The sequence below is a fragment of the Verrucosispora sp. TAA-831 genome (assembly GCF_050780145.1).
Lineage (GTDB): Bacteria > Actinomycetota > Actinomycetes > Mycobacteriales > Micromonosporaceae > Micromonospora.
In genome coordinates, this window is the sequence record NZ_CP192240.1 from 6,641,339 (window position 1) to 6,655,421 (window position 14,083).

The 14,083-nt window shown below is 67.5% G+C and carries 15 protein-coding genes; 9 read left to right on the forward strand and 6 right to left on the reverse strand.

Features of this window, described 5'->3' with window-relative positions; all coding sequences use genetic code 11:
- Window positions 1-4: 4 nt before the first annotated feature.
- The 6 genes from ACQVFL_RS29515 to ACQVFL_RS29540 form a co-directional block, all read right to left on the reverse strand.
- Window positions 5-769 (reverse strand): class I SAM-dependent methyltransferase, encoded by a 765-nt coding sequence (locus tag ACQVFL_RS29515; RefSeq protein WP_431728087.1) that lies wholly within the window; start codon window positions 767-769, stop codon window positions 5-7.
- A 104-nt stretch (window positions 770-873) separates the two neighbouring features.
- Window positions 874-2,076, reverse strand: coding sequence for a histidine decarboxylase (locus ACQVFL_RS29520; RefSeq protein ID WP_431728088.1), 1,203 nt, complete (start codon window positions 2,074-2,076; stop codon window positions 874-876).
- Window positions 2,073-2,747: a hypothetical protein gene (locus ACQVFL_RS29525; RefSeq protein WP_431728089.1), complete on the reverse strand. Its 675-nt coding sequence runs from the start codon at window positions 2,745-2,747 to the stop codon at window positions 2,073-2,075. The genes ACQVFL_RS29520 and ACQVFL_RS29525 overlap by 4 nt, the downstream gene beginning before the upstream one ends.
- A gap of 391 nt (window positions 2,748-3,138) precedes the next feature.
- Complete coding sequence (locus tag ACQVFL_RS29530; RefSeq protein ID WP_431728090.1) at window positions 3,139-4,590, reverse strand: APC family permease; 1,452 nt, start codon at window positions 4,588-4,590, stop codon at window positions 3,139-3,141.
- Window positions 4,587-4,817: a hypothetical protein gene (locus tag ACQVFL_RS29535; protein ID WP_431728091.1), complete on the reverse strand. Its 231-nt coding sequence runs from the start codon at window positions 4,815-4,817 to the stop codon at window positions 4,587-4,589. Before ACQVFL_RS29535 ends, ACQVFL_RS29530 begins: the two co-directional genes overlap by 4 nt.
- 597 nt (window positions 4,818-5,414) lie before the next feature.
- A complete protein-coding gene (locus ACQVFL_RS29540; RefSeq protein WP_431728092.1) occupies window positions 5,415-5,771 on the reverse strand; it encodes a helix-turn-helix domain-containing protein in 357 nt (118 codons plus the stop codon).
- Between the two features lie 440 nt (window positions 5,772-6,211).
- Between ACQVFL_RS29540 and ACQVFL_RS29545 the strand changes: the two genes are divergently transcribed.
- From ACQVFL_RS29545 to ACQVFL_RS29585, 9 genes are all read left to right on the forward strand, one after another.
- Window positions 6,212-6,751 (forward strand): hypothetical protein, encoded by a 540-nt coding sequence (locus ACQVFL_RS29545; protein WP_357219233.1) that lies wholly within the window; start codon window positions 6,212-6,214, stop codon window positions 6,749-6,751.
- A 2-nt stretch (window positions 6,752-6,753) separates the two neighbouring features.
- Window positions 6,754-7,224 carry an NUDIX hydrolase gene (locus ACQVFL_RS29550; protein WP_431728093.1) on the forward strand — a complete coding sequence of 157 codons (471 nt, stop codon included), beginning with the start codon at window positions 6,754-6,756 and terminating at the stop codon, window positions 7,222-7,224.
- Between the two features lie 92 nt (window positions 7,225-7,316).
- On the forward strand, window positions 7,317-7,886 hold the full coding sequence (locus ACQVFL_RS29555) for an HD domain-containing protein (RefSeq protein WP_431728094.1): 570 nt from the start codon (window positions 7,317-7,319) through the stop codon (window positions 7,884-7,886).
- An 860-nt stretch (window positions 7,887-8,746) separates the two neighbouring features.
- Window positions 8,747-9,181, forward strand: a complete 435-nt coding sequence (locus ACQVFL_RS29560) for an NUDIX hydrolase (RefSeq protein WP_431728095.1) — start codon at window positions 8,747-8,749, stop codon at window positions 9,179-9,181.
- Between the two features lie 35 nt (window positions 9,182-9,216).
- Window positions 9,217-11,115 carry a radical SAM protein gene (locus ACQVFL_RS29565; protein ID WP_431728096.1) on the forward strand — a complete coding sequence of 633 codons (1,899 nt, stop codon included), beginning with the start codon at window positions 9,217-9,219 and terminating at the stop codon, window positions 11,113-11,115.
- Window positions 11,099-11,722, forward strand: coding sequence for a hypothetical protein (locus ACQVFL_RS29570; RefSeq protein ID WP_431728097.1), 624 nt, complete (start codon window positions 11,099-11,101; stop codon window positions 11,720-11,722). Before ACQVFL_RS29565 ends, ACQVFL_RS29570 begins: the two co-directional genes overlap by 17 nt.
- Entirely contained in the window at window positions 11,719-12,447 is a 729-nt protein-coding gene (locus ACQVFL_RS29575; RefSeq protein ID WP_431728098.1) for a hypothetical protein, read from the forward strand. Before ACQVFL_RS29570 ends, ACQVFL_RS29575 begins: the two co-directional genes overlap by 4 nt.
- 9 nt (window positions 12,448-12,456) lie before the next feature.
- On the forward strand, window positions 12,457-13,092 hold the full coding sequence (locus ACQVFL_RS29580) for a hypothetical protein (RefSeq protein WP_431728099.1): 636 nt from the start codon (window positions 12,457-12,459) through the stop codon (window positions 13,090-13,092).
- 11 nt (window positions 13,093-13,103) lie between these two features.
- Window positions 13,104-13,994, forward strand: a complete 891-nt coding sequence (locus ACQVFL_RS29585) for a protein kinase domain-containing protein (protein WP_431728100.1) — start codon at window positions 13,104-13,106, stop codon at window positions 13,992-13,994.
- Window positions 13,995-14,083: the final 89 nt, after the last annotated feature.

A 14,083-nucleotide genomic window follows, 5' to 3' on the forward strand; every position in this document is an offset into this window, starting at 1 on the left:
GGTGTCAGTCGGTCTTGCGGGCGTGGATGACCCGGTGCGTGTAGGAGGCCAGGAGCACGCGCGGATCGGCCATGAGGGCACGGAAGCGGTCGAGGTCGTCGTCGGTGAACTCGGTGGCCAGTTCGGGGTGTAGGTGGGTGGCGATGTCGGCGAGGAGTCGGCAACCGGGCTGGTTACCGGTCCAGGTCTCGGTGCCGATGTGGACGCAGTGCCGTGTCATGCCGCGGTTGACCAGCAGGGTCTCGGTGTTGCTCGTCCACGTGCCTGCCTCGTCGCTGCCGGCGATGGTGTGTCGGATCCGGTTCATGACGGCGGCGATCAGGTGGTCGTCGGTGGCGTCGGGTGCCCGGTAGACCCTCGGCGTGGAGGGCAGGATGTCGGCGAGGAGCAGCCAGCCGCCGGGGCGTAGTCGGGCGATCATCTGTTCCAACACGTCCACCGGGTCGCGTAGCGGTTTGGTGCTGCGACGGGCGACGACGTGGTGGTATCTGTCGTATTTCTCGGGCAGGACGTGCCGGTCGAGGTCACGCTGTTGTACGTCGATGACGTTGGTCGGGGTGAGTCGGCTGGTGTCGGTGTCGACGGCGGTGACGATCCCGTGGTCGCCGACGAGGTGTGCCAGGTGGGCGGTGATCTCCCCGGGGCCTGCACCGACTTCGAGCACGGACTGGTCAGGTCTGATGTCGATCCGGTCCAGGATTCTGAGGATGACCGGGTCGAGCAGTCGGTGAACCGGGGCAGGGCGTGCCGATAGCGGTGTGGTCGTCATGGGTCTCTCCGGAGGACTGGTCTGGGTGGTGCCGGCGGAGTCGGTCGTGCGGCCGTGTTCGCGACGGTGGGCATCGCGGCATCTCCGCAGGCCGAGTGAAGAGGTCAGGACGCGGTGGTGACCTCAGGTGTGTGCGGTGCGCGGGGACGCGGGATCGGTGTCCTGATGGCGGCGGTGAGGTCGGCGGTGAGTGCGTCGATCTGCGCGGTGGTGATGCCGGGCATGCAGATGAGGTGGCTGACGGGTCCGTCGGTGGCGAGCAGCCACTTGACCCGGACGGTCTCGGGTGGGGTGGGGAGGACGACCGTGAAGGCGTGGGGGTACCGCCATGCCTGCCAGCCGGTGGCGCGGATCCGGTCGACGGCGTACGCGGCGACGGTGCGGGCTTCGGCGGCCCGCCATCGGTGTCCTTCGCGGCCGTGGACGGCGATGGCGTGCCAGAGCAGGGCGGCGGCCAGGCCGCAGCGGGATCCGGTGACGGTGGTGTCGGCGGCGGCGGTGTAGGCGATCGGTTGTCGGGTCGGGTTGCGGACGTGGTCGCGGATCAGCACCACCCCGCATGGTGTGGGCACGCCGAGGAACTTGTGGCCGGACACGGCGATCGAGTCGATGCCGACGTCGTCGCAGCGCAGCTTGCCGTCGAGGGCGAGTGGGATCCCGGACAGGGCGGCGTCGACGTGCACGTGCCCGGCCATGGAGTAGTGGGTGAGGATGGCGCGGATGCGGGTGGTGTCGTCCACGGCTTCGGTCATGGTGGTGCCGGCGGTGGCGACCACGATGGCGGGCCACCGCCGTCGCTTGCGCAGTTGCTCGCCGAGGTGGTCGTAGTCCATCTCCCCGTCCGGATGCGCCCGCACGACCGTCTTGTAGGCGCCGAGCAGGTCGACGATCTTCGGGATGGAGTAGTGGGCGGCGGTGGAGTAGTAGATCCGGGCTGTCGGCCAGCGTCGGTAGGCGGCGGCCAGGGCGGACAGGTTGCCTTCGGTGCCGCCGGTGGTGACGTAGCCCCACCGGTCACCGGCCGGTATCCCGAACAGGTCCGCCATCCAGGCGACCACCGCCCGTTCCAGCACCCGGGTGTGCGCGACCCCGCCGGTGTCGGCGGGGTCGCCGATGTTGTTCCACAGCCGGTGCCCGAGGCGGGCGATGACCGCGCTGTGGTCGAGGTCGACCGCGCCCGGGTACCCGATGGCGGTCGGTGCCGTGGCTGCGGCGTCGGCGACGAGGTGGTCGAGGACCGAGGTGACGTCGATGTCATCGCGGCTCAGATCGGCGGCCACCGCCAGATCGGCGATCGAGGTGGTCACCGTGACCGCTTCCGGCGCAGTTGAGCGGTCAGGACCTCGTGCAGGGTGCCGAGGTGGTGCCACACCTGGCGGGTGTCGGCGTCGCCCTGGCTGGTGAGGTCGTGGTGCGGGTTGTGCCACAGCGGGTCCCACCGCGCTTCCAGGGGTTTGCTGCTGCGCACGCCCAAGCTGCCCACGCGGGCGTGCGGGTCACGATCGACCTTGATGGCCGTGCCGTCGACCAGCAGCGCATAGCACTCGCTTCTCAAGTCGAACGCCGACCGGACGGAGCCGGTCCCGGACGGGCTGCGCAGACAGCGGGCGAGCTGCTGCCACGACCCGTCGACGGAGTCGAGGGTGCTCACCCCGGCACCGACGTAGACCGCGTCGGCGGGCAGGGTCATGTCACCGCCGTTGACCATCGACCGTTCCGGACCCAGCGGATGCCACCACCGTCCCAGGGACCTGGCGTGGGCGATGTTGTCTACGGCGATGGCCGTCAGGTCCGACAACAGGGCTACCAGGTTCTCCGACTCGGGAGCAGCCAGGAACATCCGGTAGGCGGTGTGTAGCCGGAACCCGTGCGGCTCCGTCGACGACGGCGCCGCGAAGAACAGCATCACCGCGTGCGGGCCGAGGGCCTCCCGCGTCCCGTATCGCTCGTCGGCGGCGAGCAGATGTCCCCGATTCACGCCCTTACACCGGTAGAGGACCTGGTGACGTAACTCCACCCACCACCGGCGGTCGGCGTCCGACTCACCCTCCGAGCCACTCTCCGCCTCTCGGGCTGCCGTAGCCTGCGGCTCCGTTGCAGGCAGCTGCGGCTGGGGCGGTTCGGGTGGAGGTTCCGGAAGACGGTCGTAGGCGACCGCCGGCGGCCCGTACCCAGGCCCAGGCGGCGGCCGGTACCCAGGTGCGGGTGGTGGCCGGTAGTCGGGCCGAGGTCCGTGGTCGGCGGGCGGTCGGTGCGCGGCGGGCGAGGGCACCTGGTGGTGCTCCGGGCTCCAGCCGGGATGCAGAGGGTCGACCGGGTGGCCGGGACGGCCGGGAGGTCGGTGCGCGTGAGTCATCATCGTCGGCCCGTCAGATCGAGATGTTCAGGGCATCGGGCACCGCGTTCGGCTGCGGAGTACCGTCACCGATCCCGGCGTAGACCTCCGGTCGGGACTGCCGCACGTACTGGGCCCACATCCCGCCCGCGACCGCGGCGGCGATGATGATCGTGGGCAGCAGCAGCGGATACGGGGATCCGGGCGCGGCCCCCAGCAGACTCCCGACGTTCAGGATCATCGCGGCGAGCACCACCGTCCCCGCGATCAGGCCCAGCACCGGAGCGATCCGCCACTCCCACACGCCGGCCCGCTCACCCCGCACCTCGGGTGGGGCGAGCAGCGCGGCCAGGGACGCGGCCAGCAGCAAGCTCAGCAGACCCAGCGCACCCAACGTCGAGAGCCAGGTGAACATCTGCCCCACCGGGTCGGCGCCGGCCGCCGCGAACCCGGCCACCACCACCGCGGCGATGACCGTTTGTGTCAGCGAGCCGCCACGCGGCGCGCTGACCCGCGTGCCGCCCTCGGCCCCCGCGAGCCGGGCCGGCAGCACACCCTCCCGCGCCATCGCGAACACATACCGCGCGACCACGGCGTGAAAGGACAGCTTCGCGGTGAGGATCGCCAGAAGCAGCATCACTCCCGCCAGCGCCACCACCGAGCTACCGGCCCGGCTCAGGATCGTGAACGGCAGATCGCCGTCCACCGCAGCCGCCTCGCCGACGGCGGTGGGACCGACGGCCACACCCATCGCCCACGCCGCCACCGCATACACCCCACCCAGGACGAGCGCGCCGACGACCGAGGCCCGACCGACCGACCGCCGGTCGACGGCCTCCTCCACGAACGACCCCGGCGCGTCGACGCCCATCAGCGAGGCCACACAGAACGCCACCGCCCCGCCGATCCCACCGACCATCAACCCCGCCACGTCGAAGCCCGCCCACACGTCACCGGCCGACGCCTGACCCGCACCGGCCAGCACGAACACGGCGACGAGCAGCAGCGACACCACCAGCACGACCGCCAGCAGCCACGTCGAGCGGACGATCGGCGCGCGACCGAACGCCGCGACCGCCACCAGGGCGATGCCCGCCCACACCCACCACGCCCCGCCGACCTGAGCCGCGAGAGTCGCACCGAGCAGCCCGTACAGGCTGATCTGGATCCCGTTGTAGGCCACCAGCGCGACCATGCCGCCGGCCACACCCCAACCACGACCCAACCCACGGGCCAGGATCCCGTAATAGGCCGCCGGGTGCCCGACCTGACGCGCCATCGCCGTGTAACCCACCGCCAGCACCGCCACCACACCCGCGACCAGCACATACGCCAGCGGCAGCGCGGTGATGCCCGTGGTCGCGTAGATCGCGGGGATACCACCGACCAGAACAACCAAAGGTGCCGACGCCTGCGCCCCGAACACCCACAACCCGAACGGCGTCACCGTCCGACGCGCCAACGCCACCTGCACTCCCGCCGTCACCGCAGCTCACCCCGTTCCGGGGAGTCGGGGCACGACGAGTCGCCGCAGCCGGACACCGGATGCCCGATCACCGCGGACGCGTTGGCCGGCACCACGTACACCGCCGCCGGCCGCACCGGCCCTACACGCCAGAAGCCCTGGTCACGGGCCGCGGCACGGTCGGCCATGTGCCGGTCGGCTGTGAACCCGAACAGGTCGTGGCGACCGTCGCGCCACTCCCGGCGCACCGCCCACCCCCACACCTCCTCACTCGACCCCCTTTCTCCAACCGTCGGGCTACTGGCGAGGACCCGTCGCCCCGACAGCCCCTGTTGGGCATTCAGTCGCCACAACATGGACATGGAACGATGACGCATACGAACAGATTGCACGAGTGATTCTCCTTCGTCTTCGAGAGGGCGCGATGGGTAGCCCGGCATCGCCCCGGGGCTCCACGCAACAGCGAACAGGTGCGAACTGCTCATCGATTCGCGCCGCGAGTGCCGCCAATTCTTAGGCGACAAATAGCAGGCCACAGTTGCCGCAAACCAAAGCAGCAAGCAGCGCTTCGCTGGCCACCTGCTGCGCGACCAAGACACCGTCACGCAGCAGCAGCACCTGGAACTGCATCTCGCGGGCCTAAGAAGGTCAGCGACATGGCGCGCCCGGCTGACCAGTTCGGATACGATCACCGAGAGCTGATCAACTTTCCACATCGACGATCGCTGCATTCGCCCAACGGGCCTAAACCCACTGCGATGGGCTTCGCAAACCCCTTGCTGGAGGGACAGGAACGCGAAGGGGGGCGAAAGGCTTGTCCGCATATTCCATATGGGCGATTGAATTCATCGTTCGTACGCAAGTCCCATCAGGCCGCGCGGAATGCCCAGTCCTACTGATATCCGTTCGAGTACCTCGTAAGAGGTCACCCGCTGTCGGCCTCGGATAACTGCACGGACCTGGTTCTCCGTAGTGCCGGTGGCTGCGGCGATCGCCGACTGACTCCAGCCTCGCGATTTGAGGAAGCGAAACACCGTACCGATGTCGTGTTGACGTAGCGAATCAGCGAGCGACCGCCCCTCAAACTGGTCGTTGAGCCACCAGGACGGGTCGGCGTGACTGGGCGACCGCCAACCTGCATACGCCGTCACGGGCATCGCCTTGGTTGCCGTGGTGCTGCCCGACAATGCCTTCGTGGTCATCCTGGTCTCCCAAACGTACGGCGGCACCAGCGTGCGTAGCGACGTCCTGCACTACGCCCGATTGACGAGGAGCAGGCCTCGGCACCGGGGTTGCCTTGTATCTGATCGCTCTTCGTTGGGATGTGGGTACCGCCCGCAAGGGACTTTCGCGGACGTCTTGATGGTGATATAAAGGCCCCCATGCGTCCCTCTGTCGTGGCTGAGTCCTGATGCCCAACGAGCGCCTCCGAGGTGCCCTGACTGCCAAAGGGCTGACGACACAGCGGTGCGCGGAAGCCCTCGGAGTCGACCCGAAGACGGTGGAGCGTTGGATCACGCGCGGCCGCGTCCCACACCGCGCTCACCGCATCGCCACCGTCGACCTACTCGGCGTAGACGAGACTTATCTGTGGCCCTCGGTAGCAGACGACCTCAGAGTTGTTTCTGCGGGGCGAGCCGAGATGGTCGAGTTCTACCCGTCCCGCTCAGCGGTGCCGCTGGAGCTATGGCGTTCATTGATTCAGCAGGCACGTGAATCAGTTGACATTCTTGTTTACGCCGGCCTATTCCTTCCGGAACTCCACGACATTACCCGGCTCGGTGATCGAGCACGCCAGGGATGCCGAATCCGGGCGCTTCTGGCCGATCCGAATGGAGCCGGAGTACGTCGCCGGGGAGACGAAGAGGGATTTGGAATCGGGCTCGCCCATCGCGTACTACTTAGCCTGCGCTACTACGAGCCAATCCTGGCCATTCCAGGCGTAGAACTACGCCTGCACGACACAACCCTGTACGCCTCCATCTTCCGGGCTGATGAGACGATGCTGGTCAACACCCATGTGTACGGATCGACGGCCGCTCACAACCCAGTTCTGCACCTACGGCGCATTCCCGGTGGCCGTGTTGTTGACCACTACATGACCAGCTTCGACCGAGTGTGGAACCAGGCGAAGACCACAACAGACATTGACGCGGTAATAGCCGGGTTCGACGGGAGATAAAGATGCCGCGTCGTGATTACTTCAACGACCCGAATTCTCCGAAGGCAAACAGCGTTGTGCCATCGGTCGTCGCAGCGGTACGGAATCAACGCGGTGAGCTACTGATGATCCACCGCACCGACAACAACTTGTGGGCGCTTCCCGGCGGTGGGCACGATGTCGGTGAATCGATCTCTGACACTGTCGTGCGGGAAGTGCGAGAGGAAACCGGCATCGAGGTGGAGGTAATGAGCCTCGTTGGTATCTATACCAACCCGCGTCATGTGATGGCATACGACGATGGCGAGGTACGCCAGCAGTTCTCGATCTGCTTCACAGCTAGGCCAGTCGGCGGGCAACTGGCTACCTCCACCGAATCGCGCGATGTTCGATGGGTAAATCCAGCCGATCTCGGCCAGCTCGACATCCACCCGTCGATGCGCCTCCGCATCGACCACGCGCTCCTTGCCCAGGCGGACCCGTACATCGGCTGAAATCTGAGGGACCTTCCACCGCTGTTAGAAACCTCGGCAGGCCCCAGCGAGTGGGTGGGAGCAACACACGCTGAGCGGCTAGCGTTTGCGGAGTGTCTGACCTAGTCGCCCAAGCGCAACAGCTCGCCGCTAACCTGCTCGACGCGCCGACACTTGCTCAGCGCTGGGCCCATGTACAGGGTGTCGGGCAGCGGGCAGTCGAGCTGACAGCAACGGTCGAGCCGCATCAACGCGATCTGTTAGTAGCTGCATCGTGGCTACACGATATCGGCTACGCCCCCGACCTAGTGGACACCGGCCTCCACTCCCTGGACGGCGCGCGATACCTGCAGCAACATGGGTTTTCGCCTCAGCTTGTGGGGCTAGTCGCCCATCACACCTGCGCCCGATTCGAGGCGACCGAGCGCGGCTTGACAGATGACCTAGCCACCTTCCCGCTCGACGACGGGCCGCTAATGGACGCTCTGGTCACCGCCGACCTCACGGTCGGACCACAGGGACAGCGGCTCGACGCCGACGAGCGTATCGCGGAGATCCTGCGCCGTTATCCTCCAGAAAGTGCGGTCCATCGAGCGATCAATCGTGCTGCACCCCTTCTGCTCGCACACGTGCGCCGGACTCTGAACAGACTCGATTGCACCGCCCTTGATGGTGGTCATTGATGGTCCTCGGTGGAAGGATGACGGTGGCGCGTACCCGGCTGTCCGTACAGGTTGAGCTGATGTCCGGTCGCAGCATCGACCTGTGACCTCGACCTGGCAGCGTCCTCGCCGCGAGCCGGTCACATACTCTCGCTCAATTCGCGGAACGCGATCGACTTGGCGTTCGCCCGGTGGGACCGCGCCCACATCCACATGTTCACGATGGCGGACTAGACACAGATTGCGCCGCTTGAGCTGTGGGATGGCCCAGGCACCCGAGGGCAGCAGCGAGAGTGTCAGGACCGCCGCTAAGCCGGCTGGGCGGCGGTGAGCAGGTCACGTACGTGTTCGACTTCGGCGGTGAACGGGCGAACCTGTGCACGGTCGCCGAATCCCGCATCGATCGGCTGGAAACGTTCGGTGGCCTGCCTGCCGAGCCGATGCCATACTTCGCGACTGGGGTAACCCCGGCCAGTACGGACGGCGCTGGGACGACAACGGCAAGTCACAGCCACCGAAACCGCCGGGCCAGCCGCTTACAGAACCTCCGCTGCTCCTGCCGCAGTGGGGACCACGCCAGGAGCAGACAGTAACGGCCTGCAGACCATCGCCGACAACTGCCTGGGCATCCGAACCCCCCGCCATGACCCCCCATCGTGGCGTCGACAGGCGCGCAGGCTTGCGGGCAGGCTGGAGCAATTCCAAGCCCCGTTACTCCGGTTTCGGAAGGCCGGTTCGTTGACCACTTCGGATTCCGCAACGCCTCGTGACAAGTTTTAGGCTCAAGGCCGCTTGCCCAAGCGAGCGAATATCTGTCGCCATAGGTCGCAGGCCAGCTCTGCTGGGCGCGTCCAGTTCCCACGACTGATGAGGGGTTACCGGTGCCTGAGAAGGTCACTAAAGAGAAGGTCCTGTGCTACATCGTTCGTGACGGGAAGTTGCTGGTCTTCCGGCACACCGATTACAGCTACGAGGAAGTCGGCATCCAGGTCCCGGCCGGCAGCATCCGCGCCGGCGAGACGCCGGAAGCGGCCGCTCTGCGCGAGGCTCGGGAGGAGACCGGCCTGAGGGACTTCAAGCTCGTGCGGAAGCTCGGCGTGACTGAGTACGACATCAGCCCATACCGGTTCGAGCTCCAGCGCCGTCACGTCTTTCAACTGGAGCTGACCGAGTCGGCGCCGGAGCGGTGGATGAGCCAGGAGGACCACGACGGGGAGCAGGAGCCCACGCACTTCGAGTGCTTCTGGATTCCGCTCGAGGCCGCCCACATCCTCCAGTCCGGCCAGGGCGCCTTGTTGGGACGCCTGTACGACTGATCCCCGTCTGGTCACGGCCACGCAGGAGGCAGCCGATGCGCCACACCACTGAACAGCACGACCGGATGGTCCGCCTGTACTGCGGCCTTGATGCCGAGGACGCCGGCAGCGCCATTTCGGTGATCTTGAAGTTACGGGGTGAGACCTGCGACATCGACTGCCTGTACTGCTACGAGAAACGTAAGGAGGCCCCGGGCGGAGCTCGGATCGACGCTGGCCAGGTACGTCGGCTCACCGAGCTCTTCTCGGGGCGTCCGCTCGCCGTCGAGCTGCACGGCGGCGAGCCGCTGACCGCTGGGCGCGACCATGTCGCCGAGGTTCTGCGTGAACTGGCCGACCAGCCCAGTGTGGTACGGGTCTCGATGCAGACCAACGGCGTACTCCTCGATGAGGAGTGGCTGGACCTGATTGACGCCTTGTACCCGAACCTCCAGATCGGCATCTCCCTTGATGGGGACGCACCAGGCAATGCCTGGCGGGTCGGTTACGACGGTAAGCCGGTTTACCCGCGCGTGGCCACCGCCCTGCGGCTGCTGGCCGGTCGCAGCCGGACGGTGGGCGTGATCGCTGCGGTGACCCCGGCCGTTCTCGGTCGCGCCGAGGCCGTCTTGGACCACCTCGCCAGCTTCGAGGCAGTCAACGCCATCAGCTTCGTACCCTGCTTCGATGCATCCGTTCAAGACCCAACCGCCGCCCAGGGGCGGAGACTTCCCGAGAGCCGACTCCTTCAGCTCGCGGCCGTGCGCGGCCCGAAGGGGCCCGCGTGGGCGACCACCCCGGACCAGTACGCCGAGTTCGTGCTCGCCGCCGCTGCTCGCTGGATCAGTGCCGGATACTTCGCCCGCCTGAAACTAGAACCGGCTGTATCCACCATCCGGCGGCTACGCGGGTTGGACACCGGCTTCTGCCACTTCTCCAATCTCAAGTGCGACCACGTCTTCACGCTTTACCCAGACGGACGACTCGGCAGCTGTGACGAACTGCCCTGGCCGCAGGCCCAGCTAGCCCTCCTGAACAAGGTTCCCGGGCAAAACGCGGTCGTCGCAGCCCAGCGGCGGTTGCCGCTGCTGAATCAGGGCAAGGCCCTGATGGAGCGGTGCACCACCTGCGCATACCAGTCCACCTGTGGCGGCGGCTGTGTCGCAACCCGCTGGCGCCAGGACCAGGCAGGGGAGCAGGACGCCTACTGCGACTACCGGATACGAATGATTGACGGCACTGCGGCGCTCCTCGCCCAGCCCGCCCATCCGGCGGGTGCATGGTGCCGCAGGGTGCGCTGGCGCCCTCGCACGCCGAACAGCATGCCCGACATCGCCACCTTCCTCGCACACTGGGACCGCCCCAATACACCCCGTCGACCTGCGCGGCTGTACACCAGCGCGCACGGCAACATCAACACCGTCGGCCTGCCCGGGGTGCACGAGGCCGACGACCTGGACCCGGCTGACCCTCAGTGGCGGGAGGCAATCGAGCCCGGCGTCCGCTCCCTGGTCGATGCCGTCACTCGGGACTGGCACCTGGTCACTTACGACAGCTGTCAGGGACACCCCTACCTCGGTCTCGACCTGCCGCCCGTCGAGCGCCGGGTTGGCATCCTTCCCCGCGACCGGACCGAATACGCGCACGCTGCTGCCGCCCTGTGCCGCGCGATCACTGCGGCGGACACAGGCATACCCGCCTCAGTCCAGGTGACCGTCGGGCGAGCAGAGCTGACCTGCAAGGCCACCAAACGCAGGAGCCCCGTGCTCGATCTATCTCTGCGGCCAGCCGATGGGCACGGCTGGCCTGCGTACTTCGACGCTGTAGATGCAGCCACCCGCACCCTCGTCGACGTGCTGCGCGGCGAGCGACCCACTGAGGGCGGCTGCTGCTGCCCGACGCCGCAGGCCCACCTCCGACGAGCGAGGAAGTCTGGGCGTGAATCGGATCAATGACGCGCTGACGATCCATCAGCTTCTGGGGCGAATAGTCTACTTCCACGCCCTGTTCATCGAGCCCGCGCTCGAGCCCAGCACGGCGCGCGGGCCGGGTCGAGCGTGCTGCAACCATGGCCTAGCCTCGGACCGCAGCACTGTGACCGAGTTGTTGTCAGACTCCCCCTGGATGGCCCTCGTCGAGGTCGCCGCCACCCTCCCGGCCCACCATCAGCCGTGCCTGCGAGCCGATAGCGGGTGCTGTGCCACCTGCCGTGTGGCTGCCGCAGCCGCTGCGGTCGCGGCTGGATGGGCGCAGACCGAGTACTGCGGCTACCAGCGGACTGAGCCCGCCGAAACGCTCCTGAACTCCTGCAGGCTCGCGGCGGCGGCCCGGCTGGGACGGGTCTTCGCCGCCCAGCACAACGCTTCGTGCCTGGTACTGGACCGGTTGACCGTGCCTGAGCCACTGCCCGGCAGGGAGGAACTGCCGCTGACCGGCGAGTTGCTGACCCTCTGGGCCAACCCGACCACCAACACCTACCACCCAGTGGCCAACTGGCTCAATCACTGCACTGGCCTGGACGACGTCCGCCAAGTGCTTGAGACGAGGAGGACCGACTCGTGATCCACATCGCCGAGACCGTCGCGGTCGGCAGCGTCGAAGGGTTCCTCGACGCTGAGGAGCGGGACCGACTTGCCGCCATCATGAACGGCTTCCTCACGAATGAAGCACGGGCCCGCTTTGGCGCGCGGCGGGCCACCTCCATCCATGAGATCCCTGGCCACTCCAGCCAGCAGGCTATGGCCATCTACGAGCCAGCCGGACGGATCGAGGTCCCAAGGATCCCAGACCAAGCCGAGAACCTGCTTCAACGGGCCTTCGATCGCGCCCGCCCCGCGCTGTCCCGCGTCATGCCGTCGATCACTGCCTGCCGGCCGTGGACCTATGTCGAGTACGGCGGCGGCCAGCACATCACCGGCCACCTCGACGGTATTGCCCCCGACCCGCTCGCCTGGCCGCGGCAGATCGCCGGAATCAGCGTGGTGATCTCCGAGGCGGAGGCCGGCGGGGCGTTCTACGTCGAAAGCACCTCCAGCGACCGCCTGTGGAATGACCGCCTACAGCACGACGCCCAGGAGCATGGCTACGCGGACGGCATGTGGCTGGCCAACGACGGAGCGGATCACTCCGCTGACTGGTATATAGCCATGCCTCGCACCCGGTGGAGCGTGACGCCCGCCCCGTGCACTGCCCTGCTCTACGGCTCCCAACTCACCCATGGCACCGATCCGGTCACCCGCGGCCACATCGCGAAGTTCATTAGCTGGCTGATCGCCGAGAGGGGTTAGGGGCGAGGCATGCTGCTGGCCTTAGAGGGAATCGCCGGAGCCGGGAAGAGCACGCTGCGCGACCGGCTCCTGGCGACCGCCGCTTGCGAGGAAATTCGCCTCGGGCACATTGGCCAGTTCGCCTGGCTGTCGTTGGAGGCCACCCGAACCCTCATCGGCCTGCGGGCCGGGCACCCAGCCGCCAGCGGCGCACGGGCGGTGGCCGCAGTCCGCCACGACCTCGAACTCCATTCCCGCCACAATCTCCTCCCCGCCCTGTCCCTGGGCCCTGTCGTCGCTGACCGGCTTACCTTGTCGACCGCCTGCCTGCTTGCCTTGCTGCACGACCGGCCTGTCGCCCACTACGTCCAGCAACTCGCCGAGGTAACGGTCGCGCGCGCGGACCTGACCGTCCTACTCACCACCGACCCAGAGCTGTGCCACGCCCGGCTAGCGAGGCGGCCCACGACGCGCCGCTTCGGAGAGGACCCGTCGACCGCTGCCCGGCTCGCCGACCTTCACGGGCAGGCCGCCGACGCATGGACCGAGACCACCGGCCTGCCCCTGTTGCGCTACCCGTGCGCCACTGACCTCGACCTTGACCTGCTAGTCGCCGCCTGCCTGGACCGGCTACGCGAAACCATCCCGGACCCGGCGCAAACGTGAGGATCCGGCCCATGTACCTGCATCCGATGCACCCCGCCGCCTGGGTCCTTGACGAGCTCCGTGAGTCTGGCTGGCACCTCCACGACCTCCTCTGCTTCACCCGCGCAAGCACCTTGGTACTCGTCAGCCGCAACGGGACGCCCCCGGTTGTTCTCAAGGCTGGCTTCGGCAGCAATCACGTCTTAGCCGAACTCGATGAGGCCACCCGCAAAGCCGCTTACGGCTTCTACTGGTACGCAGAGATGAGCGAGGCCGAACGTGCCCTGACCCGCGAGGACTTCCGCCACGAGATCACCGTCACCCGCGCTGCTCAAGGCGCCGAGCACGTCGTGCCGCTGCTGGAAGAGGGCAGTACCGACCGATTCGACTGGTACACCATGTCCCACTGCAGCGGCGGCAACTTCGGGCCCCACCTCAGCACGGCCATCCACCAACACCAGGTGATAGCCGGGCTGAGGATCCTGGCTGACGTTGCCGAGGGCCTGCGCGCCCTGCACGAGCGTGGGATCGTGCACCGCGATGTCTACCAGGAGAACATCCTTATCCACGACGGCCACGGGCTAATCACCGATCTCGGGGCGGCGCGCCGCAGCGACACCCCGCGTGGCCCCATCGCCCGGAGCCCGGAGGTGCACTGGCCTCCGGAGTACCTAACCTCCTACGACCGCGCCACCCCAGCTGCTGACACCTTCAGCCTCGCGGTCCTGGCCTTCCGCTACCTGTGCGCCGACATTCCTCGCCACGATCCCTCCCGGCTGGACACCGCGCCCGCCAGTCTTCGCCCGATCATCACAGCAGCGCTCGCCCCGGCGCCTGAAGATCGGCCCTCCATGAGCGAGCTGCGCGATGCCCTGCGCCAGGCGGCGGACTCCGTCGCCATGCCAGCTCAGCGCAGCAGCTGACCCAACATCGGCCGGAAGGAGACCTGGTGCCCACCGCCCGCTCGCCGCCGCACCACCAATCTCCAGAAGATGCACGGTCCATCACTCAG

Bases quoted from the DNA above. Each gene is read 5' to 3' on its own strand.
- ACQVFL_RS29565 (WP_431728096.1), top strand. From the start codon at position 9,217: ATGCGCCACACCACTGAACAGCACGACCGGATGGTCCGCCTGTACTGC.
- ACQVFL_RS29545 (WP_357219233.1), top strand. From the start codon at position 6,212: ATGGTCGAGTTCTACCCGTCCCGCTCAGCGGTGCCGCTGGAGCTATGG.
- ACQVFL_RS29585 (WP_431728100.1), top strand. From the start codon at position 13,104: ATGTACCTGCATCCGATGCACCCCGCCGCCTGGGTCCTTGACGAGCTC.
- ACQVFL_RS29550 (WP_431728093.1), top strand. From the start codon at position 6,754: ATGCCGCGTCGTGATTACTTCAACGACCCGAATTCTCCGAAGGCAAAC.
- ACQVFL_RS29540 (WP_431728092.1), bottom strand. From the start codon at position 5,771: ATGACCACGAAGGCATTGTCGGGCAGCACCACGGCAACCAAGGCGATG.
- ACQVFL_RS29515 (WP_431728087.1), bottom strand. From the start codon at position 769: ATGACGACCACACCGCTATCGGCACGCCCTGCCCCGGTTCACCGACTG.
- ACQVFL_RS29580 (WP_431728099.1), top strand. From the start codon at position 12,457: ATGCTGCTGGCCTTAGAGGGAATCGCCGGAGCCGGGAAGAGCACGCTG.